This is a genomic window from Clostridium sp. Marseille-QA1073, from assembly GCF_054863625.1.
The window spans coordinates 1-20,578 of sequence record NZ_JBSVQM010000024.1; the positions used below are offsets into that span (position 1 = coordinate 1).

Sequence of the window (20,578 nt, forward strand, 5' to 3'; positions counted from 1 at the left end):
CGAACTAACTTTTGAAAATGCTCATTTTTTACATATTGCTATAAGTGGTATCTTCATTTCCTGTTCAGTCATCCCAGCATGATTGGAAATAAATTGATTTGATTTTTGAGAATATACAATACCTTTGTCACTAATTGCTACTGCTAAATAATCTCCTATGAATTCTTCAAACTTAGGATGCATTTTTCCAACACCAAATATATTCTTTTCGATAACCTCTTCTTTTGAATACAATAAAAAGTCGTCTCCAAAATTATAATTGAATTCAATGGGAAAATCATTCAAATATTCATCTTTTATATAGAAAGCTGTAGCTCTTGTTTCGATAGAAGTTGGACGTTTTAACATAGTAATTAACTTAGGATAATCACTCAAAATATAGTGCTTCAAATTACAATGTCCATGGTCTGCAGTAACAATAACCAATGTATCGGATAATCTTTTGCACATATCTGTTACTTTTTCTTCGAGTTCTTTTATATTCTCAGTAACCAGACTGTTATAACAACCAAACTCATGCATTAAGCTATCAGGATTTTCCCAATATCCATATATGTATTTTTTCTCGGAGGTAGCACACAACCGTTCTACTTCATGCGTCAATTCATCAAATGTTTTTATTTTATTACTTCCGAATTTCGACACACTATATGCGTTAGCCATCCCAGCATCTCTTATTTTTTCGTAAATACTTTTATACGGTAAAATTTGACTGGCAACATGATAATCCGCCACATGAATTTCTGTGTCTTTTTCCGTATTAATAAATGCGTTTACAATTTTATTTATTTCACTAAAATACAAACTCCATCCTAACCACCCATGTTCCAAAGGGGTTAAACCACTTTCAATAGTGGTCGTTGCTGATGTAGTAGTTGGAGGAAACACAGATGAATATTCCTTAATCAAATTCTTTCGGAAAAAACCATTTTCCGATAAATGATATTGTAATGTATCAACCCCTAATCCATCCAATAGTAAGATAACTACATTTTTATATTGATATTTCAAAAGCTCATCCACTTCTTTTAGTGTACTATGTTCACTCTCAGCACCAAAATATTCTAAGATAGAGCAAGCAAGATTCACGATACTATTATGATAATCAACAAACATATTCTTTCCCTCTACTTTCAACAGCTTATTATAAATAATCTTAAGTTCGCCATTTTTTACGATTTTGTCTTAACTCATAAGAAAAGTCTATCATATTTACCACTTTATTGCATTAATTTCCTATACCTTTGGGTCAACTTTACTTTTTATACCGTATTATTCAATTTTCAAAGAACATTGTTTGTGCTTTAAATTTTAAGATTTACGTTGCTTTTTAATCAATTTACGTTATTATATAGAATAATAATATCTAAAAAATAATATTGTATAACTTTATAAATAATACAAATTGTCTATAATTTATATTATTTAATAGTTACTTTCCTTTGTAGTATATTTTTCATCTATTCTATTATTTATAATGTCATAGAGTTCAACAGTGTTCAGTAGTTTTACTTTGCATCTCTGGTATCATCGAATTAATCATCATAATTATATCAATGCTCTTAAGTATTTTTTATTGAAATCTTAAGTTGATATTTAATATATAATGATAAACACTAATTTAAATTTTCTGGCGAACACTGTTCGCCGATACAAATATATTTCTCGTTTTAAACATATATAGTTGTATAAAACACCATAACTTAGGAAAATAAAAAAATAAGATGATTAACATTTCTGTAAACCATCTTATTTCAATATGGTGACTCCTAGGGGAATCGAACCCCTGTTACCACCGTGAGAGGGTGGTGTCTTAACCGCTTGACCAAGGAGCCATATATAGCTTTAAATTATATTATAATCTCTACAGTCCATATATTACTCGCAAATAATCAATATGTAAATATGTTATTATATTTTTCTATAGATAATAATATAACTATAGAAAAGTGGTCACTTTAATTTAAAGTAGCCACTTTATCAAAAGAGCAACTTAAAGTTTACATTTCAAATCTCACAAATATTAATAGTCTACTATTAATAGAAATTTTTAATTCATAATTATTTAATTTTAGTATCTTTTCTTAATAACAAACAGTTATTCTTTAATTATATTAGCTAATGCATCAAATAATAATTTATTTCCATCTTCACTAAGATGAATTCCATCAGTATATAAATATCTATTATCTTCTATTTTATCAAAAACATCATTTAAATTTACAAAGGAAATATCTTCATTAGAGCAAAACTTGCTAAGAATATCTCCAAACTGCTCTATTAAAGAGTTTACCTTACTGTAGTCACAATAACTATCCCAACAATTTAAAGCTAAGTCTCCTATTGCTTTCGGTGGTGATAAGACTATTGGTACAATATTGTTTTCTATTGCCTCTTTAACCATTATATTTATATTTTTAAGAGCATTTTCTACACTTCTATTTGTTAAAAAATCATTAGTTCCACCTAAGATAATAACAGTGTCTGGATTATTATATACTACATCCTCTGTAAACCTATTAACCATACCAATGGTTGTATCTCCATTTACTCCTGCATTTATCACATTAACATTGCCTAATCCGTTCCTTAATAACTCAACCCAACTACTTTTAGTACTAACTCCATATCCATATGTAAGACTATCTCCTATACATACTATTGAATTCATATCTTTAAGTCCCTCCTTTAGCTTTTAGTTTTGATTATATGTATACCTTAAGTTTTGCCTTTATTTTATAGTAATATTTTTATTTTCGTTTAAAATTTTTTATCTTGTAGTTATTCCATAAATTACAATTTTCTCTTACAGATTTAAATAATTAAATAAAGACTCAATAACTTTATTTTAATTATTGAGTCTTTTATACTATTCCATTATATCTTCTAAATGGCTAACATATATATTTTGGAATTTATTATTTTCCCCTAATCCTTTAAGGTAAGTATTTATTTTAAAACCTTCACCTTCTAATATAGATTTCCATGAATCTTCTTCATCAGATGCCATATCGTTTTGAGCATGGTCTCCAGCTACTAACATAAATGGCATTAGAGTTATTTCCTCTATATTTTTTGCCTTTAACTCTGGAATTATATGCTCTATTTCTGGATATCCTTCTACTGTTGCCATGTAGATATTTTCTAAATCCATTTTACGAGCAACGTATTCAAATTGGAAATAACATGAATTTGCATGATGTTCAGTTCCATGTCCCATTAACACTACTGCTGAATTTTTATTTAATTTCGGAAGCTGAGCTTTTAAAGCTTCAACAGCCTCAAAATAATCTTCATTTTTATAAAGTAATGGTCTTCCAAGTTCTATTTTTTCAAAGACCTTTTCTTCTCTATATTGATCTATGGAAGATTTAATCTTATTATATTCTTCTCCATATATTATATGTAGTGGTTGAACATAAACCTCATTAAATCCTTCTTCACTCATCTTTAAAAGTGCTTCTCCTACTGTGTCTACGTGAAGATTATCTCTACTTTTAAGCTTCTTTATTATCATATTAGAAGTAAAAGCTCTTCTAATTTCAAACTCCTTAAAATTATTCCTTATAAAATTCTCTGTAGCTTCTATACAACTTTTAAGTGGATGTTCATAGCTTGTTCCAAAGCTTACAACTAATATGCCCTTTTTACTCATATGTTCATTCTCCTTAAAATTATATTTTAAAAATCTGTTATAAACTCCTAGCAAACTGAGAATTAACTACAGCCCTTCACTATATATATTCCTAATTGCTAATTAGTTTTATAATTCTCTGGTATAAATTTATTTACAATAAGTGCAATTATAATATTAAATGCAGCCACCATCGTTAAAACAGGCATCATACCTATCAAAACCTCATTTGGCATAAATGCCATAAATTTATTTAAAATTAATAACATAAAAACGGATATAGGCCCATTAATCAAAGCTCCTACTGTAGCAGAAGATATATTTGATATTAGTTCTCCTTTTTTTCTTAAAACCTTATAAGTTATTCCAAAGAAATACATAGTTAATGCCATATCTATACATATAACTAAGTGAACTGGTAATGACATTGGAAATCCACTGATAGTTGAAGTTATAATATGACCTATTGCACCAACCACTGCTCCTGCTAAAGGTCCTAATATAATTGCTGATAAAAATCCTGGCATTGAATCAAATGCAACTGTTTGAAAAACTTTAATATTAGCCCCAATTGCACTTAATGCTATAAAAAGCCCTATTAAAACTATTTTTTTTACTTTCATAAATACCTCCATCATTAATATACAATTCACAGTTTCCAATGCACAATTATAAAGTTCTTCCTATACTTTTTATAAACAATTAAAGATAATTGTGCATTGTTTCAACTACCCTAGAAAAGAATTTTCTTAAATAAATTTCTTTTCAACTAAATAATTTAATAATTCTTTTTCATCACTAAAAGCTATTGGATAATTTATTTTCTTTCTACCTATAACAATTCCATAGATATTGCTTTCTATTATAGCTTCTAATTTTTCTAAAGTACCTCCTACTATGCCACTATCTTTAAGCAACATAGCTTTAACATCAAATTCATTTATAAAGCACAAATTAAGTTCCTTAGAAAAAGGTCCCTTCATCGCAATAATATCCTCTACCTTAACTCCTAACTCTTCGCATTCTGAAAGTACCTTTAAGGTAGGTAATACTCTATGAATTATTCTATTATTTAAATTTAAATCTAGTATTTTATTGATATTTCTACTTCCTGTAGTGTTTAATATAGTTCCATCTATATTTTTTAACACTCTGTCTAATTCCTCATAGCTTTCCACTTCCATTATATTAGGTGAATTTGTATATTTATCTACAATAGAGGCTCTTTCATATCTAATATAATTAATGTTTAAATCGTTACAAATTTCTAAAGCATTATAAGTTATTTCTACTGCGTAGGGATGAGATGCATCTATTAATAATTTTACACCATTGACCTTTAGCATTTCCTTAAGTTCATCTTTCGTTAGTGGCTTGTCATTTAAAATTTTGTACTTATAATTCTCTAAAAGACTTCCACCATATGAACTAGCAACAGACAGTAATAAATCATCGGTATATTTGTTTAAATTTTCTACTATAACTTTTCCTTCGCTTGTCCCTAAAATTAATGCTATCACAATTGTCGCCCCTTATAATTTATATCCTCTTGGAGTTATAAACTTATTATCTTTCATAAAGCTATTACTATTTCCTATGATTACTATAGAGAACATATCTACTTTACTATCGTCAAAGTTTTCTAATGTATATAGATGAACTTCTTGTCCTTCTCTTAATGCATGCTTAACTACTGCTACTGGCACATTTCCACTTCTAAATTCCTTTACAGTTTCAATAGCTTCTCTTAAGTAATAAGGTCTTCCATTACTTTTTGGATTATAAAGAGATATGATAAAATCTCCTTCTGCTGCAAGACGAATTCTTTTCTTTATTAGTTCATATGGTGTTAATAAATCACTTAAGCTAATGTTACAATTATCATGCATTAGTGGTGCACCAACTATAGAAGCTGCAGCACTTGAAGCTGTAACTCCTGGTACGATTTCAACTTCTTCACCTTCTGCCATTTGAAGTATAAGACCAGCCATTCCATATATTCCGGCATCTCCTGTACTTACGACTGCTACATCCTTATCTCTAGATAACTCTAATGCTTTTCTACATCTTTCTTCTTCTCCACGCATTCCAGTAGAAAATACTTCTTTATTTTCTATAAGAGGTTTAATCATTTCAAGATATTTAGTATATCCAACTACTATGTCACAATTTTCTATTACTTCTTTTGCTCTCACTGTCATATGGTCAAGTCCACCTGGTCCAATTCCAACTACGTATAATTTACCCATATTATTTCCTCCTACTTTATAACACTCCAATACTAAGTGTCATTCCATTTAATTTCATTTTGTTCTTTATGATTTTTCCTCCACTAAGTTCTACAGAAGGCTCACATACAGAGCCTATTCCTAGTGTTTTTCGTACAAAATCGCTGCCTTCATATTTATCTTCAACTTTCTTAATTTCTTCAATTGTAAAAATCTCTAATTCACAGCTTAGCTTCTCTTTAAGGGATAAAATTGCTTTTTCTTTTGCTTTAATTTCTACTGTAGCAATTTTTTTAACACTTCGAAAATCAATATTGTTTTCTCTTAATGCCTGCATTACATTCTGCTCCATAGAATTTATATCATAATCTTTTCTACAGCCAATACCAAGTACAATGTCCCTTCTTATAAGCTTTAAAGTTTTATGAGTAATATTCTCAACTTCTAACTTATGAGTTACATATACTGCTCCATCAGCTTGATTTTCTTCTTCAACATATCCTTTTGGTATGTTTATTAAAGATTTTTCATCTATAAAAGCAACTTTTTTTCCTTCTACTAAAAGTGCTGCTATATCTTTAGCATCTTTCAGATTGTCAATAATTAAATTATTGTTTTTCGCCACCATATCTGGAGCTTCTATTTTTAATCCATCAGTAGCAGTAGTAATTATAGGTATACATTTAAGTATATGGCTCACTTCCTCTGTAAGAGTATTGGCTCCACCTAAGTGACCACTTAAAAGACTTATAGCATATTTTACTGAATTATCTACCACTACAACTGCTGGGTCTTTATCTTTACTTTTAATAAAAGGTGCAATTCCTCTTACTGCAATTCCTGTGGAACTGATAAATATAATTCCTTGAAAATTCTCCATAACTTCACTACATATTTTATTTAAAGTTAAAGTCTTAACCTCATCTTTAGTGTATATATGACAACTATATTTATGATAGACTTCAAGGTTTTCTTTTAAAGATTGTGATATTCTATCTCCACTATTAGTAACACTAATTATTGCTATTTTCATCTTTTGCCTTTCTGTACTCATGAGTGAAACCTGCATCATATAATAAGCTTTTTTCATATTCACTATCTATGAAATCTCCTACTAATATTTGTGCAGTTTTTGTTATATTTGCTTCTTTAACTTTTTCTGCAATATCATCTAATGTTCCAATAACATATTTCTCATCACCCCAAGTAGCTCTTTGTATTACAGCTACAGGTACATTTCTTCCATAACCACGTCTTAACTTTTCAGTTACTTTGTCAATCATACCAACAGATAGGAATAATGCCATTGATGCACCTATACTAGCAAGCCTTTCTAAATCTTCCTTTTCAGGAACTGGTGTTCTTCCTTCCATTCTAGTAAGTATTACTGTTTGAGAAACACTTGGAAGAGTAAATTCTTTTTTTATGCTTGCTGCTGCTGCAGTAAAAGAGCTAACTCCTGGAATTACCTTATAACCTATGTTTAATTTATCAAGCTCATCCATTTGCTCTTTAATTGCTCCATAAATAGCAGGATCTCCAGTATGAAGTCTAACAATCTTTTTATCTTCACTATGAGCTCTTTTCATCACTGCAATAACTTCATCTAAAGTCATTGAAGCTGAATTATGTATTTCTACATCCTTTTTACAATATTCAAAATGTGCAGGACTAACTAGTGAACCAGCAAAAATTATTACATCTGCTTCTTGTAATACTTTTCTTCCCTTTACTGTTATTAAATCTGGGTCTCCTGGACCAGCACCTATAAAATAAACTATATTTTCCATATTTGTTTCCTCCATATTATATCTCGCTATTTCTATGAGCAATTATTAATGACATATAATCTTTTTCATTTAAAATTTCTTCTCTAGTAGACAGTACTTTTTCACCTTCTCTATATGCTCTTTGAACGCATACATAGTCAAAGCCTCTTTCATCTAAGAAATCTAATACTTTTTCTTCTTGGTTATAGAATTTCATAATAACCACATACTTTTCATCTTTTATAGAATCAATTCTACTTCCTGGGACTATTAATAATGGTTCATCTCCTATTACCAATATTCTATCTGCAATACTTGCACTGGCACAGAAAGAAGTTATCCCTGGAACAGTTTCAGTTTTATAGTTTTGTTCTTTTATATATTTTAATAAATATATATAGGTACTATAAACAAAGGCATCTCCTATAGTTAAAAATGCAACGTCCTTACCATCTTTTAGATATTCTTCTATAGTTTTAAATGCATCATAAACCTTTTCTTCTTTATCTGGCTTTCCCATTGGAAAATGACTAATAATCACTTCTTGGTTATCCTTTATAAAGTTTTTTGCTGTTTCATATGCGATACTAACTCCGCCAGCTTTTGCACTTGGTGCTATAATAACATCACAATTCTCTATTACTCTTACAGCCTTTAAAGTAAGTAGCTCTTCTCCTCCTGGTCCAACTCCAACACCATATAAAGTTCCTTGTTTCTTCATATATTTAAATCCTCCGTTAATTTCAAATTAGCTAATCTTTTCGCCACAAATTATGAATATAGGGTTATTTGCCATAAGCATGCAACTGTTTCCTCTTCCTCTTGCTACTGCTATTTGGCTTACCTCAACTTTATATCCATTTTCTTTTAAAGCTTCCATTGCCTTATATAAATTACTTATAGTAATAAAATTCAACACCATTTTTCCCTGTGGTTTAAGCATTTTTCCATATTCATAGATTATCTTATCTATATTTCCACCGCTGCCACCGATAAAAATTCCATCAAATTCTCCCTTTATGTTATTTATTGCCTCATAGGCTTCACTTTCCACTAAAGTTACATTATTTGCTTCAAATTTTTCTATATTCTTTTTAATAACTTCTATTGCCTCTTCGTCCATTTCTACTGCAACAACTTCACCACTATTACAAATTTTACTCATTTGTATAGTAACAGAGCCTGTACCTGCACCTATATCAAGAACTCTTGAGTTTTCTTCTAGTTCTAATTTGGATAGGCTTAAAATTCTTACTTCTTCTTTAGTCATTGGACAATTTCCACGAATAAATTCTTCATCTTTAATAAATTTCATTTACTTCAACTCCATTACTTTAGCTTTATGTACATAACTGCTAGCTTTCCAAAGTTATATTTCATAAGTTCTTTTGGACTTCCAAAGGATATTATTTCATCTTCATAGGAAAGATTTTCTCCAACATAAACTTCACAATTTATGTTATTTTCATAAAGAATTCTGCAAAGCTCACTTGGTGAATTCTTATTATCTGTCAAAAATATTACTTGTGAGTATTTAGAAATATTTCCTAAAAAGTCTTCTTCTCTTCCATGCATACTTCCTAAATGAACATTATGCCATGACTGATTCAACTTGCTCATAAAGTATTGAAAAGAACTTATTCCCGGGATCACTTTTATTTCACCATTATAATTTTTTTTTATATATTCGGTAATACCATAAAAACCAGGATCTCCAGAAGCTATTATAGATATGTTCTTATCTTTATTTTCACTAATATAATCTACAATTGATACTATACTTTTAAATTCAAGTTTAGGAGTTTTTATATGGTCTATGCTTTTGATAGCTCTTCCAAATCCTACTACTATATCAGAGTTTTCCATAGTTTTATCAGCTATAGGAAGAATATAATCTTTATGTCCAGGTCCAAGCCCTACAATATAAACCATAATTATCTCTCCTTTTCTTCTAAGGAATTATAGAGTATTCCTCTCTTCATAGAATACATAATTGCATCTACTTGCAACTGGTCATAGCTATAAATTTTAATTCTATTTATAACCTTTTGACCTATATTTTCATAAAGTTTTTCAAAGCCATCACCTAAAAGTTCTACAGCACCTTCTGTAGTTTTTTCATTATAAACCTTTTTAACTAGTTCTAAGTCATAACCCATAAGTGCTAACTCTAATGCCAGTGTTTCAAGCCTTACATCACAAACTCTACTATGAGTGTTAAAAACTCCGCTAGCCACCTTGCAAAGCTTACCTATATGGCCTACTATTGTAATTTTCTTTATTCCTTTAGAAATTACAGAATCTAAGGCTATGCCTACATAATTAGAAATAATGACCATATCTTTTTCATTAAGTTTAAGTTTATTTGCCATATCTTCGCCCATATTTCCAAATAACAATATGAGTTCTTTGCTTCCACTTGCTACCTTTTGGCTTATCTCTAATTTTACTGATTCAGTTAAAGCTTCTTCTGACATGGGCATTACTATACCAGTAGTCCCCAGTATAGAAATTCCGCCTAATATGTTTAATCTAGGATTAAAGGTTTTTTTAGCAATTTCCTCACCCCGAGGAACAAATATAGTAATTTCTACTCCACAATCTTTAGGAAGCACTTCAGTTACTTCCTTTTCAATCATTTTTCTTGGTATAGGATTTATAGCTGGCTCCCCTTTTTTTATATAAAGTCCTTCTCCACAAACTATTCCTACCCCCTTACCACCTTTTAATGAGTATCCACTAGCTTTTTTAGTGGCACGAGCAAATATCTTTATTCCGTTGGTAGCATCGATATCATCTCCGCCATCCTTTATTATTGCACACTCCACATAATCTTCTCCAAAGGTAATATCGTGAACCTCTAAGTTTAATTCTATTCCCTTAGGAGTATCTATTTTAACTTTATCTATTGGTGTTTTCTCTTTATCATAAAGCATCATTGTTGCTGCTTTAGAAGCTGCTGCTGCACAGGAACCAGTGGTATACCCACACCTCAATCTTTTTCCATTTGCTTCTACATATAAATCTAGCATATTTACACCTTCACTCTTAGTACTATCTTTCAACCATCATGTACATAATAGCATTCATGATTGCTGCTACCACTGTACTTCCACCTTTTCTTCCCCTAATCGTTATCACTGGAATATCGTACTTTTCTAGTAGCTCTTTACTTTCTTTAGCCCCTACAAATCCTACAGGAGCACCTATAACAAATTTAGGCTTTGCTTTACCTTCTTCTACTAATTCTAATAGTTTAAAAATTGCTGTAGGTGCATTTCCAAATACGAAGAATTCTACCCCTTCTTCCACAGCTTTTTCAACACCAGCCATAGAACGAGTTATCTTCTTTTCCTTAGCAATATCTCTTACATCTTCTCTTGCTACATAACACTCTACATTACAATTAAGTTTTTTTAATGCTGGCTTACTCATTCCTGAAAGTGCCATATTAGTATCTGTGTATATAGTCACTCCCTTAGATAATATGTTCTTAGCCTTTTCAATAGCGTCTTCACTAAAATGAATTATGTTTTGATAATCAAAATCTGCTGTGGTATGTATTACTCTTTTAACTACTTGCAACTGCTTCTCATCAAAATTATGAGGTCCCATTTCCTCTCCAATTATTTCAAAGCTTCTAATCTCTATTCCCATTGGATCTTTTATATATTCTTTCATTCTACTTCATTCCTTTTCAAAGATTTTTTAGGCATGTGAAGAAAAATAATAAGTCAAAAATAGTGATATATTTATATCGCCAAGAATATAGGCTCTTATGATAACATAGCCATCATGAAGTTTTGACAAAGTAATATTATTAAAATAAGCTAACATACTGACTTATTATTTATTATAAATGCCTTAACTTTAACAAATTTTATATTGCTCCTCTAAGATGATTAACTTAATCTTAGTTTTTAAGGAATAATTTTATTTTAATAGCTCTTTTAAAAAGTTTATATTGCCGAAAAAGTGAATATGTCCATAGGCTCCTAAAGTATTATTTTTTACATATCCACAATTCCAATTTTTAATAGAGCCATCATAACTGTTTTTTGTAAGATTGTATATATAATTTTCATCTAGTTCTACCTTTGATTTATGAAATTCATGTGCATTGATTGACAAGTCTTTTAAAAGTGGACTTTTTTCATCTATATTAATAGCGCAATATCCAAAGTTTTGAAGCCTTGTAGTCATGACACTTTTTCCTTTAAAGAAACCAACAGTATTAAATTCTTTACCATTCAAAGTGGTTATTGATTCTGTTAAATACATAAGTCCTCCACACTCTGCATAGCACTTTAATCCATTATCTAACTCACTTTTTATAGATTTGAGCATTGATGTATTACTACTAAGTTCTTCAATAAAAACTTCTGGATACCCTCCTCCTAAATATAAAAAGTTAATATCATCAGGTAATTTTTTATCATGTAATGGACTAAAATATACAATTTCTCCTGCCTCTTTAAGAAGTTCTAAATTTTCTGTGTAATAAAAACTGAAAGCTTCATCTTTAGCAACTGCTATTTTTAAATTTTTATTTTCTATACGAAAATTATCTTCATATTTTTTTACTTCACTAAAAGTAGAAATTAATTCATCCATGTTTACATTGGATAAAATATGTTCGCTGCATTTGTTAATTTTATATTCAATATCTTCTACTTCACTGCATTGAACAAGTCCTAAATGTCTTGACTTTAATGATATTTCTTCATCTTTAGGTATATAACCATAGACTTTAATATTACAATGTGTTTCTATTATGAGCTTTAAAAGATTGTAATAGCTAGAAGATATATTGTTTAATATAACTCCCTTTACATTAGGTTTTTTTACCCATTCATCACAATAATTTAATAGCCCTTGAATTTCAGCTGCTAAAGTTGCACTTGCTGCTTTAGGACTTAGTATAAGAATTATGGGAAGCTCTAGAGTTTTTGCTACATGTGCTGTAGAAAATCTACTATCTATTCCCTTTCCATCAAAGAGTCCCATTACGCCTTCTATTACAGCCATATCTCCATAACCTCTTGAAAATGCAGCCTTTACACCTGCTTCTCCCATTAAAAATAAATCTAAATTTCTCGATGGCTTCTTAGTTATAGTGGAATGGAAAGCTGGATCTATATAATCTGGTCCTACTTTATAGCCTTGTACATCAAAACCAAGTTTCATTAATGCTTTCATTATTCCAAGTGTAATGGTGGTTTTTCCTCCACCACTACAATTAGAAGATATAACTATACCTTTCATATTTTCACATCTTTCTTCTTACTACTCTTGACTTAACCATTTGCAAGCTTCAAGTGCATAGTAAGTTATTATTAAGTTTGCACCTGCTCTTTTCATTGAAGTTAACATTTCTAGTGCTGCTTCTGTTTCATTTAATAGTCCATTTTCTGAAGCGCATTTTATCATTGCATATTCTCCACTTACGTTATAAGCTGCAATTGGAATATTAAAATTATCTGAAGCCGATTTTATAATATCTAAGTAAATCATGGCAGGTTTAACGATTATTATATCTGCTCCTTCTATAATATCTTCTTCAATTTCTCTTAGTGCCTCTTTACCGTTTGCTGGATCCATCTGATAAGTTTTTCTGTCTCCAAATTGTGGCGTTGAATTTGCTGCTGCTCTAAATGGTCCATACATAGCTGAACAATATTTAGCACTATATGCCATTATGGAAACATAGTCAAAGTTATTTTCATCTAGAATTTCTCTTATAGCTCCTATTCTTCCATCCATCATATCAGAAGGCGCTACCATATCTGCTCCTGCTTTAGCATGAGATAATGCTATTTTAGCTATAATTTCTACTGAAGCATCATTAAGTACTCTTCCATTTTCAACTATTCCACAGTGTCCGTGGTCTGTATATTGACACATACAAACATCTGTTATTACAAATAGGTCTTTATCTAATTCTTTTATTTTTCTAATTGCCTTTTGAACAATTCCATCTTCTGCAAAAGCAGAAGTTGCTATTTCATCTTTATGATCTGGTAATCCAAAAAGTATTACACCTTTTACTTTGGCAGCTTTAACTTCATCAATAATTTCATGTAATCTATCTATGGACCAATGATAATTTCCTTTTAAAGAAGAAATTTCTTCCTTAATATTTTCCCCTTCAACTACGAATATAGGAAATATAAAATCATTTGAATTTAAAACCGTTTCTCTTACTAAACTTCTTATAGCTGGATTCTCTCTTAATCTTCTATGTTGTGTTAACATAACTTCCACTCCCTTAATTCTTAGGACTTTGAATAAATTTCAATTAATTTATTTATCATTCCCTCATTACTACTCTCATCACATACAATGTGTTCTATATTATGTTTGTTAAGTTCTACTGAAGTAATCGGTCCTATAGATACTACTGTTTTTTTCTTAATCTCTTCAATACCTACAAGCTTAATCATATTGGTTAAAGTACTTGGACTTGTAAATACAACGGCATCACAATCTACAAATCTGTTAAGTCCTACTACTTCTCCTGTTTCTGTTTCATATATATGACATTCATCCACTATACATCCTTTGCTTTCAAAGGCTTCCACTAAAAAAACTCTTGCATTTTTAGATCTTGGAAGAAGTATTTTGTCATTTTCTTTTATAAAGCTTTCCATATGGCTAAATAAATTTTCCGCTACATATTCTTGAGCACAAAGCTTTGGTATTACCCCATAACTTCTAATTGCACTATCACTAGCTGGTCCTATGGTTATAATCTGCGCTTTTATAGTTCTAACATCAATTTCTCTTTCTATTAAATATTCAAAGAAAACTCTCGCCGCATTAGCACTGGTTATAACAATGTAATCATATAATGATAATTTATCTAAATATGGTTCTAGTTTTTCTGGTGTAGGCTTAATTTTTATAGAATTTATTTCTGTAACTTCTGCCCCTAAATTTAGTAGCTTGGTTTTTATTTCTTTACTTTGTTCTTTAGTCCTTGTAATACATATATTTTTTCCAAAAAGAGGTCTTCTTTCAAACCAATTTAATTTATCATGGAACTGAACTACCTCACCTACTACAATTATGCTAGGATTTGATAAGTTGTTTTCAAGTGCTTTTTCTACAATATTACTTAATGTTCCTATAGCTTTTTTTTGTTTAGATGTAGTTCCTCTCATCACTACTGCTGCTGGGGTATCACTACTCATACCATTTTCCATCAAGCTTTTAGTAATAATTCCTAACTTCTCAAAGCTCATAAGAAATATTAATGTTCCACTAAGCTTTGAAATAACTTTAAAGTTTAAGTCCATATTATCATTGCTTTTTCCCGTAAATATATGAAATCCTCTAGCTATTCCTCTATGAGTTACAGGAATTCCCGCATAATTTAGTACAGATATTGGAGAAGTTATTCCCGGCACTACTTCAAATTCTATGTTTTCTTCTAATAATCTAAGTGCTTCTTCTCCTCCTCTACCAAATATATAAGGATCTCCACCCTTTACTCTTCCTACAATATGTCCTTTCTTAGCTAACTCTACTATCATATCATTGATTTCATTTTGATTTTTATAATGACATCCTGGTTCTTTTCCACAGTAATATATTTCTGTGTTTGGATTTATATATTGTAAAAAACTTTCTCCACATAATCTATCATACATAATAGCTGTACACTGCTTTAAAACATTTATTGCCCTCATTGTAATAAGTTCTTCATGGCCTGGCCCTGCACCTATTAAATATACTTTACTCATAATTCCTCCTAAGAATTTAAAATTAAAGAAGCAAGCTCTTCTCCTAGCTTAATATTTTCATTTACTGACCCTGTCACTTCTTTTCTTATAAGGTTTCCATTAACTTCATAAATACCAACCATATTGATTGTATTATCCACTAGCTCTGCGTAAGCTCCTATAGCAGCATGACAGTCTCCTTTTAAAGCTGCCATAAAACTTCTTTCCGCTTCAACACAAACCCTAACCTCATAATTATCAAGAGTTGTAAAAACTTCTTTACCTTTACAACTTTCATGTATTTCAATTCCTAGTGCACCTTGACCTATAGCAGGAATCATTTCATGAGGCTCAAAATAATCAGTTATTATACACTCCATACCTAATCTTTTAAGTCCTGCTGCTGCTAGAATTATTCCATCTAAGTTTTCTTTTTTTATTTTGTCAATTCTAGTTTGAACATTACCTCTTATAGGTACTATTTCTATATCTGGTCTTAAGAGTTTTAATTGACTAGCTCTTCTATTACTACTAGTACCTACCCTAGCACCTTTTTTCAAATCTTTAAATTTTACTCCATTTATAGATACGAAGGCATCTCTTACATCTTCTCTAATAGGCATTGCTGCAACTATAAAACCTTCTGGCAATTCATAAGGCATATCCTTCATACTATGAACGCCTGCTTCTGCGTGTCCATCTAATATAAGCTGCTCTAATTCCTTAATAAAAAGTCCTTTACCGCCTATTTTATCAAGTGTAACATCTAATCTTTTATCTCCTAAAGTATCCGTTAATACCTTTTCACATTTAATGTTATGAGTCTTATCTATAAGCTCCATTACAAACTCTGTTTGTACCTGTGCTAACTTACTCTTTCTCGTTGCTATTCTCAATTCTATTGCCTCCATAAAATAAATTTATAATTTTTTCACCGTATCCCTTGTTAAAAATATATAGAAAATCCTCTGTGGATATGAAATTTAAAATTTCACTTTTTCTAACATGATTCTTTAGAGAATTTCTTAAATTTACTGAAAAATCTATATAACTATCGTATTTTTTCAAATAAGTTTCTAGATTATCCCTAATAAATAGAGAAGTTTTGGGACTAAAATTTTTTGTATGAATTGCAAAAACTGTACTTTTACTTTCTCCTACGGTAGGAGTTATACACATGCTTTCCTCTACATTAGAAGCATTTATATAAAGTTTACAGAGTTCATCACAATCCATTTTAATATTACTATTTAAGAATTCATTATCAGTTGCAATGACTACTAGATGATATTTTACTAGCATTTCCTTATTATAAGTAGTCTTTTCAATACTTAACTTTTCAAAGTGCAGTAAAGATAGTACTTCTTCACATATATCTAATGCAATAACTTTAACCTCTGCTCCTTTAGTTAAAAAGGATTTACACTTTATATATCCTGCTTTTCCTCCACCAACTATAAGAACCTTAAGCTTATCACTTTTAATAGATAAAAAGCACTGCTCTAAATTTTTCATTTATCCACCTTCTCTAGCTAAGGGTTAAATATCCTTAATTTTTAATGGTTCTATATCTCTTAAGTGCTCTATCAATTTTTCATTAGAGCCTCTATCCTTTATTGCAAATCTAACAAACTTATCATCTAGTCCTCTGTAATTATTGCACTTTCTTATTATAATACATTTTTCTTCTAAGTAACTGTAAAGTTTATCACAGTTTATTCCCTTTAATTTGCAAAGAACGTAATTTCCATAACTATTATGACACTTTTCAATTATGGAAATTTTATTTAGTTCATCTATCATATATTTTCTTTCTGTTTCAATCCACTTAAGAGAATCTCGTATATATGCTTCATCACTTAATGCATATTTAGCACTTAATTCAGCAAAGCAATTAATATTCCATGGATTTTGCATTGAAACTATATAATCAATTAATGCTTTATTTTTTGTTATTCCAAAACCTAATCTTACGCCAGGCAATCCATAAAATTTTGTTATTGCCTTAATAATAAATAAACATTTATATTTTTCTACTAAATTCAAAAGGCTATAGTTAGAGTTTCCTGTAAACTCAATAAAAGCTTCATCTATTAGAACTATTTTATTATTCTCTTCACAAAAATCTAAAATACTTTTAAACTTTTCTTTATCTATAATTGAACCATTAGGATTATTAGGATTTCCAATTATAAGACCTTCACTATAATTTAATTTACTTAGTATATCTTCGTAGTCATAAGTAAAATCATCTTTTAAATATGAATAACTTACTTCTAAATTATATCTATGGCTATTATCTTCATATTCTACAAAGGAAGGTACCACTATAGTTATAGACTTTAAATATCTAATAGCTATATCTATTATTTCGGAAGCTCCATTCCCTAATAAAATATTTTTATGAGCTAAACTAAACTTATTAGTTTCTCCTCCAAAATAATAGCTGTATTTATTTAAATAATTAATTATATTATCCTTTAATGTTCTATATTTTATATCAGGATAAACTTGAAGCATTGCTATTCCTTCATTAATATTTTCAATAAATCCTTTAGGTACACCTATGGGATTTATATTAGAGCTAAAATCTAATAGTTTTCTTCCTTTTAATAATCCTTCACTATATATATCTCCACCATGCTTCAATTTTTTCACGTCCTAACTAGTTTTTTTAAATTACCACTAAAATTAATGATAGAAGTACTAACAATATCTCACTTGAATACATAAGCTTTATACTTTGCTTTATATCTCTAGCTTCTAAGCCTTTAATTCTATCTCCAAGAGTTGGCTTATATACTATCTCTCCAAAATAAACATTTGTTCCACCAAGTTGAATTTTCATTGCACCTGCTGCTGCTGCCTCAGGATAAGCACAGTTTGGACTCTTATGATTTTTTCTATCTCTAATCATTATTCTAAAGCTATCTTCTATATTTCCACCTACAACAAAAGAAGTTAAGCACATTAAAATTCCTGTAAGTCTTGCAGGTATTAAATTGAACAAATCATCTACTTTAGCTGGGAAAAACCCAATATATTTAAACTTCTCATTTAGATATCCTAACATTGAATCCATGGTATTAACGCCTTTATACATCATAGCTAGTGGAGCCCCTCCTAATATAGCATAAAACATAGGAGCAATTATACCATCAGAAGTATTTTCTGCTATAGTTTCTATATCTGCTCTTATAATTTCATCTTCTTCAAGGCTCGCTGTATCTCTACCTACTATATAAGAAAGTTTTACTCTTGCATCCTCTATGTCTCTTTTTCCTAAAGATTTATAAACTTCAATAGCTGCACCATGTAAGCTTTTTGCTGCTAATGTAGTCCAAATTATAAAGATATTTAAGCCATGAAATAAATACTCATTAATCAATGATAATCTTAATAAGGCATAAGGAATAGTATAAGTTATAAAACATACTATTAAAACAATTAATCCTCCACAGATTCTTAAGCCTTCATCACTTTTTTTACCTTTTCTAAAATAGTTTTCTAATTTATTTATAAGCTTTCCAATATAGATAATTGGATGAGGAAGCCAAGCAGGATCTCCCAAAATGAAGTCTATAATCATAGCTATTAATACATAAATAATGTTAGCTTTCAAATTAAAATTAAACATTATTTTATCTCCTAACTATCTTTTAATGCCCATCATTTTATATATTTCATCCATATCTAAAGCTTTTCTTACTAAATCTGCAAGTTTATCAAGTTCTTCTTCTCTTAAACTTTCATATGGTTTTGATTTTTTTAATTCTATGCCCTTTTTACTTCTAAGCTTGTTAACTATAACTTCTCTAAAATCTATTTTATCAAAAATTCCGTGAATATAAGATCCCATTATATTGCCATACTCATTAATGGCTCCATCATTATAATTTACCTCTTTTGTATTTTGAGTTTTTATATTAAATAGTGGATTGGCATTTTTACCGTATTTGCAAATCCCCATATGAATTTCATAACCATATACAGATAATTTATCTCTATCAGTGTTGAAGACTTTATTATCAATTAAATCTGCTTCTACTCTAGTAGTTACCTTTTTCTGCTCAAAAACTGTCTCTATGTCTAACAGTCCTAATCCTTCTATTTCTGATAGATCTGTTTCTACACCATATGGATCTGTGATTTTCTTACCTAGCATTTGATATCCACCACAAATTCCTATTATTTCTCCATTTTTACTATATTCTTTAATCTTATCAAAAAGTCCAGAAGTTTTAAGTGCATTTAAATCTTCAATGGTATTTTTACTTCCTGGTATAATTAATAAATCAGGATTTATAAATTCTTCTACAGAAGTTATAAATCTTACTGAAACATCTTCTTCATTTTTAAGTGCATCTACATCAGTAAAATTTGAGATTCTAGGAAGCTTGATAACAGCTATATCAATTTTATTTGTTATCTTTTTATTTAATTCTACAGCTCCATCCTCATCTTCTAGAGCTAATGTAAAATGTGGTACAACTCCTATACACTGTTTTTTAGATATATCTTCAAGCATGTCAATACCTGGCTTTAATATATCTACATCACCTCTAAATTTATTGATGATAGTTCCCTTTATTCTTTCTCTTTCTTCTTCTGTAAGAAGCATTAATGTTCCTACTAATGAAGCAAAAACTCCACCTTTATCAATATCTCCAACTAGGACTACAGGCGCGTCTACAAGTTCTGCCATCCCCATATTTACTATATCTCTATCTCGTAAATTTATTTCTGCTGGACTACCTGCACCTTCCATAACTATAATGTCAAATTGATTTTCTAACTCTTCAAATTGAGTTTTTAGCATATCTCTAAACTCTAATTTCATATTATGATATTCCATTGCTGTGCTATTTCCGTAAACCTCTCCGTTTACAATTATTTGACATTTCTTATCACTAGTTGGTTTTAATAGTATAGGATTCATGTATGCTTCTGGCTCTAATCCACAAGCATAAGCTTGTAATACTTGCGCACGTCCCATCTCTTTACCATCTAAAGTTATGTATGAATTTAATGACATATTTTGTGATTTATATGGACATACCTTATATCCATCTTGTTTAAAAATTCTACATAGTGCTGTAACTAATATACTCTTGCCTACGGAAGATGCTGTTCCTTGCACCATTATCTTTGCCATATTAAAACTCCCTTTCAAATAAAAAAATAATAGAGGCAAACTCTCTAAGTTCACCTCTATTTGTATAA

At 29.9% G+C, this 20,578-nt stretch carries 21 protein-coding genes and 1 tRNA gene; all 22 read right to left on the reverse strand.

Annotated elements, in window-relative coordinates:
* Positions 1–21 precede the first annotated feature (21 nt).
* A complete protein-coding gene (locus tag ACY1IQ_RS17295) occupies positions 22–1,116 on the reverse strand; it encodes an alkaline phosphatase family protein (RefSeq protein WP_461615150.1) in 1,095 nt (364 codons plus the stop codon).
* A 644-nt stretch (positions 1,117–1,760) separates the two neighbouring features.
* Positions 1,761–1,835 (reverse strand) — tRNA-Glu (locus ACY1IQ_RS17300).
* A gap of 263 nt (positions 1,836–2,098) precedes the next feature.
* The gene (locus ACY1IQ_RS17305) at positions 2,099–2,671 is read right to left on the reverse strand and encodes a GDSL-type esterase/lipase family protein (protein ID WP_461615151.1); all 573 of its coding nucleotides are present in this window, start codon (positions 2,669–2,671) and stop codon (positions 2,099–2,101) included.
* Between the two features lie 198 nt (positions 2,672–2,869).
* Positions 2,870–3,655 carry a sirohydrochlorin cobaltochelatase gene (locus tag ACY1IQ_RS17310; protein WP_461615152.1) on the reverse strand — a complete coding sequence of 262 codons (786 nt, stop codon included), beginning with the start codon at positions 3,653–3,655 and terminating at the stop codon, positions 2,870–2,872.
* Between the two features lie 98 nt (positions 3,656–3,753).
* Positions 3,754–4,257: an ECF transporter S component gene (locus tag ACY1IQ_RS17315; RefSeq protein WP_461615153.1), complete on the reverse strand. Its 504-nt coding sequence runs from the start codon at positions 4,255–4,257 to the stop codon at positions 3,754–3,756.
* Between the two features lie 126 nt (positions 4,258–4,383).
* Complete coding sequence (locus tag ACY1IQ_RS17320; RefSeq protein WP_461615154.1) at positions 4,384–5,154, reverse strand: cobalt-precorrin-6A reductase; 771 nt, start codon at positions 5,152–5,154, stop codon at positions 4,384–4,386.
* A 12-nt stretch (positions 5,155–5,166) separates the two neighbouring features.
* On the reverse strand, positions 5,167–5,883 hold the full coding sequence (gene cobJ, locus ACY1IQ_RS17325) for a precorrin-3B C(17)-methyltransferase (protein ID WP_461615155.1): 717 nt from the start codon (positions 5,881–5,883) through the stop codon (positions 5,167–5,169).
* A 16-nt stretch (positions 5,884–5,899) separates the two neighbouring features.
* Positions 5,900–6,916: a cobalt-precorrin 5A hydrolase gene (gene cbiG, locus ACY1IQ_RS17330; protein ID WP_461615156.1), complete on the reverse strand. Its 1,017-nt coding sequence runs from the start codon at positions 6,914–6,916 to the stop codon at positions 5,900–5,902.
* The gene (gene cobM, locus ACY1IQ_RS17335) at positions 6,876–7,652 is read right to left on the reverse strand and encodes a precorrin-4 C(11)-methyltransferase (RefSeq protein ID WP_461615157.1); all 777 of its coding nucleotides are present in this window, start codon (positions 7,650–7,652) and stop codon (positions 6,876–6,878) included. Before cobM ends, cbiG begins: the two co-directional genes overlap by 41 nt.
* Positions 7,653–7,668: 16 nt before the next feature.
* Positions 7,669–8,352, reverse strand: a complete 684-nt coding sequence (locus tag ACY1IQ_RS17340) for a cobalt-factor II C(20)-methyltransferase (RefSeq protein ID WP_461615158.1) — start codon at positions 8,350–8,352, stop codon at positions 7,669–7,671.
* 27 nt (positions 8,353–8,379) lie between these two features.
* Complete coding sequence (gene cbiT, locus ACY1IQ_RS17345) at positions 8,380–8,946, reverse strand: precorrin-6Y C5,15-methyltransferase (decarboxylating) subunit CbiT (RefSeq protein WP_461615159.1); 567 nt, start codon at positions 8,944–8,946, stop codon at positions 8,380–8,382.
* Positions 8,947–8,960: 14 nt separating this feature from the next.
* Positions 8,961–9,563, reverse strand: a complete 603-nt coding sequence (cbiE, locus tag ACY1IQ_RS17350; protein ID WP_461615160.1) for a precorrin-6y C5,15-methyltransferase (decarboxylating) subunit CbiE — start codon at positions 9,561–9,563, stop codon at positions 8,961–8,963.
* A 2-nt stretch (positions 9,564–9,565) separates the two neighbouring features.
* The gene (gene cbiD / locus ACY1IQ_RS17355; protein ID WP_461615216.1) at positions 9,566–10,663 is read right to left on the reverse strand and encodes a cobalt-precorrin-5B (C(1))-methyltransferase CbiD; all 1,098 of its coding nucleotides are present in this window, start codon (positions 10,661–10,663) and stop codon (positions 9,566–9,568) included.
* A 22-nt stretch (positions 10,664–10,685) separates the two neighbouring features.
* Positions 10,686–11,312 (reverse strand): precorrin-8X methylmutase, encoded by a 627-nt coding sequence (locus ACY1IQ_RS17360; RefSeq protein ID WP_461615161.1) that lies wholly within the window; start codon positions 11,310–11,312, stop codon positions 10,686–10,688.
* 252 nt (positions 11,313–11,564) lie between these two features.
* The gene (locus ACY1IQ_RS17365) at positions 11,565–12,896 is read right to left on the reverse strand and encodes a cobyrinate a,c-diamide synthase (protein WP_461615162.1); all 1,332 of its coding nucleotides are present in this window, start codon (positions 12,894–12,896) and stop codon (positions 11,565–11,567) included.
* A 21-nt stretch (positions 12,897–12,917) separates the two neighbouring features.
* A complete protein-coding gene (gene hemB, locus ACY1IQ_RS17370; protein ID WP_461615163.1) occupies positions 12,918–13,886 on the reverse strand; it encodes a porphobilinogen synthase in 969 nt (322 codons plus the stop codon).
* A gap of 20 nt (positions 13,887–13,906) precedes the next feature.
* Positions 13,907–15,376, reverse strand: coding sequence for a uroporphyrinogen-III C-methyltransferase (cobA, locus tag ACY1IQ_RS17375; RefSeq protein WP_461615164.1), 1,470 nt, complete (start codon positions 15,374–15,376; stop codon positions 13,907–13,909).
* Positions 15,377–15,384: 8 nt separating this feature from the next.
* Positions 15,385–16,257, reverse strand: coding sequence for a hydroxymethylbilane synthase (gene hemC / locus ACY1IQ_RS17380; RefSeq protein ID WP_461615217.1), 873 nt, complete (start codon positions 16,255–16,257; stop codon positions 15,385–15,387).
* Positions 16,226–16,870, reverse strand: a complete 645-nt coding sequence (locus ACY1IQ_RS17385; RefSeq protein ID WP_461615165.1) for an NAD(P)-dependent oxidoreductase — start codon at positions 16,868–16,870, stop codon at positions 16,226–16,228. The genes hemC and ACY1IQ_RS17385 overlap by 32 nt, the downstream gene beginning before the upstream one ends.
* A gap of 24 nt (positions 16,871–16,894) precedes the next feature.
* Entirely contained in the window at positions 16,895–18,004 is a 1,110-nt protein-coding gene (locus ACY1IQ_RS17390; RefSeq protein ID WP_461615218.1) for a pyridoxal phosphate-dependent aminotransferase, read from the reverse strand.
* A gap of 25 nt (positions 18,005–18,029) precedes the next feature.
* Complete coding sequence (cbiB, locus tag ACY1IQ_RS17395; RefSeq protein WP_461615166.1) at positions 18,030–18,992, reverse strand: adenosylcobinamide-phosphate synthase CbiB; 963 nt, start codon at positions 18,990–18,992, stop codon at positions 18,030–18,032.
* Positions 18,993–19,007: 15 nt separating this feature from the next.
* Positions 19,008–20,510: a cobyric acid synthase gene (locus ACY1IQ_RS17400; RefSeq protein ID WP_461615167.1), complete on the reverse strand. Its 1,503-nt coding sequence runs from the start codon at positions 20,508–20,510 to the stop codon at positions 19,008–19,010.
* Between the last annotated feature and the right edge of the window lie 68 nt (positions 20,511–20,578).

Excerpts from the sequence above, each read along its gene's own strand:
- ACY1IQ_RS17295 (WP_461615150.1), bottom strand. The coding sequence starts at position 1,116 with ATGTTTGTTGATTATCATAATAGTATCGTGAATCTTGCTTGCTCTATC.
- ACY1IQ_RS17305 (WP_461615151.1), bottom strand. The coding sequence starts at position 2,671 with ATGAATTCAATAGTATGTATAGGAGATAGTCTTACATATGGATATGGA.
- ACY1IQ_RS17310 (WP_461615152.1), bottom strand. The coding sequence starts at position 3,655 with ATGAGTAAAAAGGGCATATTAGTTGTAAGCTTTGGAACAAGCTATGAA.
- ACY1IQ_RS17315 (WP_461615153.1), bottom strand. The coding sequence starts at position 4,257 with ATGAAAGTAAAAAAAATAGTTTTAATAGGGCTTTTTATAGCATTAAGT.
- cobJ (WP_461615155.1), bottom strand. The coding sequence starts at position 5,883 with ATGGGTAAATTATACGTAGTTGGAATTGGACCAGGTGGACTTGACCAT.
- cbiG (WP_461615156.1), bottom strand. The coding sequence starts at position 6,916 with ATGAGTACAGAAAGGCAAAAGATGAAAATAGCAATAATTAGTGTTACT.
- cobM (WP_461615157.1), bottom strand. The coding sequence starts at position 7,652 with ATGGAAAATATAGTTTATTTTATAGGTGCTGGTCCAGGAGACCCAGAT.
- ACY1IQ_RS17340 (WP_461615158.1), bottom strand. The coding sequence starts at position 8,352 with ATGAAGAAACAAGGAACTTTATATGGTGTTGGAGTTGGACCAGGAGGA.
- cbiT (WP_461615159.1), bottom strand. The coding sequence starts at position 8,946 with ATGAAATTTATTAAAGATGAAGAATTTATTCGTGGAAATTGTCCAATG.
- cbiE (WP_461615160.1), bottom strand. The coding sequence starts at position 9,563 with ATGGTTTATATTGTAGGGCTTGGACCTGGACATAAAGATTATATTCTT.
- cbiD (WP_461615216.1), bottom strand. The coding sequence starts at position 10,663 with ATGCTAGATTTATATGTAGAAGCAAATGGAAAAAGATTGAGGTGTGGG.
- ACY1IQ_RS17360 (WP_461615161.1), bottom strand. The coding sequence starts at position 11,312 with ATGAAAGAATATATAAAAGATCCAATGGGAATAGAGATTAGAAGCTTT.
- ACY1IQ_RS17365 (WP_461615162.1), bottom strand. The coding sequence starts at position 12,896 with ATGAAAGGTATAGTTATATCTTCTAATTGTAGTGGTGGAGGAAAAACC.
- hemB (WP_461615163.1), bottom strand. The coding sequence starts at position 13,886 with ATGTTAACACAACATAGAAGATTAAGAGAGAATCCAGCTATAAGAAGT.
- cobA (WP_461615164.1), bottom strand. The coding sequence starts at position 15,376 with ATGAGTAAAGTATATTTAATAGGTGCAGGGCCAGGCCATGAAGAACTT.
- ACY1IQ_RS17385 (WP_461615165.1), bottom strand. The coding sequence starts at position 16,870 with ATGAAAAATTTAGAGCAGTGCTTTTTATCTATTAAAAGTGATAAGCTT.
- cbiB (WP_461615166.1), bottom strand. The coding sequence starts at position 18,992 with ATGTTTAATTTTAATTTGAAAGCTAACATTATTTATGTATTAATAGCT.
- ACY1IQ_RS17400 (WP_461615167.1), bottom strand. The coding sequence starts at position 20,510 with ATGGCAAAGATAATGGTGCAAGGAACAGCATCTTCCGTAGGCAAGAGT.